Raw genomic sequence first — 2,171 nt, forward strand, 5'->3', positions numbered from 1 at the left:
AAGCAGCACCGTGTCACCGTCATGCCGGAGACAGTGAAGGTGGTGGACACCGTCGGCGCCGGAGACACGTTCAATGCCGGCATCCTTGCCTCCCTGCATGAGCAAGGCCTGCTGACGAAGGCGGCGATTTCCAGCCTGTCGCAAGACGCTATCGGCAAAGCATTGGCGCTCGGCGCCAAGGCGGCGGCGGTGACGGTATCACGGGCCGGCGCCAATTCCCCATGGCGGCACGAGATCGGCTGATCGGCCCTCCAGCGCGATCACTTTATGTTTCCATGCGCCGGAAAACCGCGATAGACATGGCCTGAATTGCGCCGCCAAGGCCGGATTCCCGGCTTTTTAGGCCAATGCGCCGGCAAAACACGGTAACGGGCTGCGACACTTGCGCCATATGCCCGGCCCGCAGCCGGCTTTTTCAGCCGCGCCAAGTCTGGTACCAGCGGGCCGGTTAGTGGCAGGTATTGAGGCCGACATGCAGTTCATCGATCTTGGCGCGCAGCGCGAACGAATCCGCGACCGGCTGAAAGCCGCGGTCGACCACGTCGTCGAAGATGGCCGCTACATCCTAGGCCCCCAGGTCGCCGAATTCGAGAAGAAGCTCGCCGCCTATGTCGGCGTCAAGCATGTGGTTGCCTGCGCCAACGGCACCGACGCATTGCTTTTGCCGCTGTTCGCCGCCGGCATCGGCCCAGGTGACGCGGTGTTCGTGCCGAGCTTTACCTTCGCCGCCACGGCGGAAGTGGTGGCGCTGGCCAAGGCCGAGCCGGTTTTCGTCGATGTCGATCCGAAGACCTACAACATCGACATCGCCAGCCTCGAGGCGGCGATCGCGGCCATCAAGAAGGAAGGCCGACTGAAGCCGAAGGCGATCATCCCCGTCGACCTGTTCGGTCTTGCCGCCGACTATGAGGCGATCATGGCCATCGCCAATCGCGAAGGCCTATTGGTGATCGAGGATGCCGCCCAGTCCATGGGTGGCTCGCTCGAAGGCAGGATGTGCGGCGGGTTCGGCCATGTCGGCTCGACCAGCTTCTATCCGGCCAAGCCGCTCGGCTGCTATGGCGACGGCGGCGCGATGTTCACCAATGACGACGCTCTGGCCGACGCGCTGCGTTCCTTCGCCTTCCACGGCAAGGGCGAGACGCAGTACGACAACGTCCGCGTCGGCATCAATTCACGGCTCGATACGCTTCAGGCGGCGATCCTGATCGAGAAGCTCGCCATCCTCGAGGAAGAAATGGTGGCGCGGCAAGTGGTCGCCCAGCGTTACGCGGAAGGCCTCGGCGACATCGTCACCGCCGCCCGCAACCTGGATGGCAGCCGCTCGGCGTGGGCGCAATACGCGATCGAGACGCCGAAACGCGATGGCCTTAAGGGGCATCTGAGCGAAAAGGGCATCCCGTCCGTCATCTACTATGTCAAGCCGCTGCATGAGCAGATCGCCTATCGCGACTACCCGCGCACGCCGACCGGTCTCGCGGTTTCGGAGGACCTGCCGAAACGCATCCTGTGCCTGCCGATGCACCCCTATCTCAGCGAGGCTGACCAGAACCGGATCATCGAAACGATCCGCAACTATATCGGCTCGAACTCGGCGCAGGCCGCGGCCGAATAAGGCGCCGGATACCAGAGGCGACACCTCGCCGGCATAGGCGGTCGTGCGCTTCGCGCCGCTATTTTGAGAAGGTCGCCGCGCGTCTTGTGATCCGGTCATCCGTTCCCGGCCGGGCCACGGAACGGCACTGCAATATGCAGATGCCCGCTGTGAAGACCAAAGTGCCCAGCACCCATGACAACCAGATCCGATGGTCGACCGACAGTTCGACAACAGCTATGATCAGATAGCTGCTGGCTATGAAATGGCAGGGGCCGCTCAAACGGCCGATCATTCTTATGATCGTGCCCAGGAGCACCCCGTACACAATGATGCCCAGCGCTCCCAACTCGTACCACAAATCGAATACGATATTGTGCGCGCTCGGAAGATCCGCCTGCGCGTAATATGTGGGATTCACCACGACCCCGACCGCGTTTCTCATCGTATTGGCGCCATGGCCGAGAACCGGCTGCTCCGCAATGTGGGGCGAGATCATCTGCCAAAGATCAAGCCGCGCGGCGAACGTTCCCGGATAGAAAGCCAGCCAGCCCGTTGTTTTGAGGTAGGCAAACAG

3 protein-coding genes are annotated in these 2,171 nt (G+C 62.5%); 2 read left to right on the forward strand and 1 reads right to left on the reverse strand.

Features of this window, described 5'->3' with window-relative positions; all coding sequences use genetic code 11:
* Together EOA36_RS33960 and EOA36_RS33965 are read left to right on the forward strand one after the other, a co-directional pair.
* Positions 1 to 243, forward strand: a 243-nt coding sequence (locus EOA36_RS33960; protein WP_245464545.1) for a PfkB family carbohydrate kinase, incomplete at its 5' end; no start/stop codon positions are given.
* Positions 244 to 472: 229 nt separating this feature from the next.
* On the forward strand, positions 473 to 1,615 hold the full coding sequence (locus EOA36_RS33965; RefSeq protein WP_127281072.1) for a DegT/DnrJ/EryC1/StrS aminotransferase family protein: 1,143 nt from the start codon (positions 473 to 475) through the stop codon (positions 1,613 to 1,615).
* Between the two features lie 58 nt (positions 1,616 to 1,673).
* On the opposite strand, the gene EOA36_RS33970 is transcribed toward EOA36_RS33965, so the two are convergent.
* The coding region (locus EOA36_RS33970; RefSeq protein WP_189553509.1) for an O-antigen ligase family protein at positions 1,674 to 2,171 on the reverse strand (498 nt) is incomplete at its 5' end.

It is taken from the genome of Mesorhizobium sp. M8A.F.Ca.ET.021.01.1.1 (genome assembly GCF_003998025.1).
Classification (GTDB): Bacteria; Pseudomonadota; Alphaproteobacteria; order Rhizobiales; family Rhizobiaceae; genus Mesorhizobium.

Bases quoted from the DNA above. Each gene is read 5' to 3' on its own strand.
- EOA36_RS33965 (WP_127281072.1), top strand. From the start codon at position 473: ATGCAGTTCATCGATCTTGGCGCGCAGCGCGAACGAATCCGCGACCGG.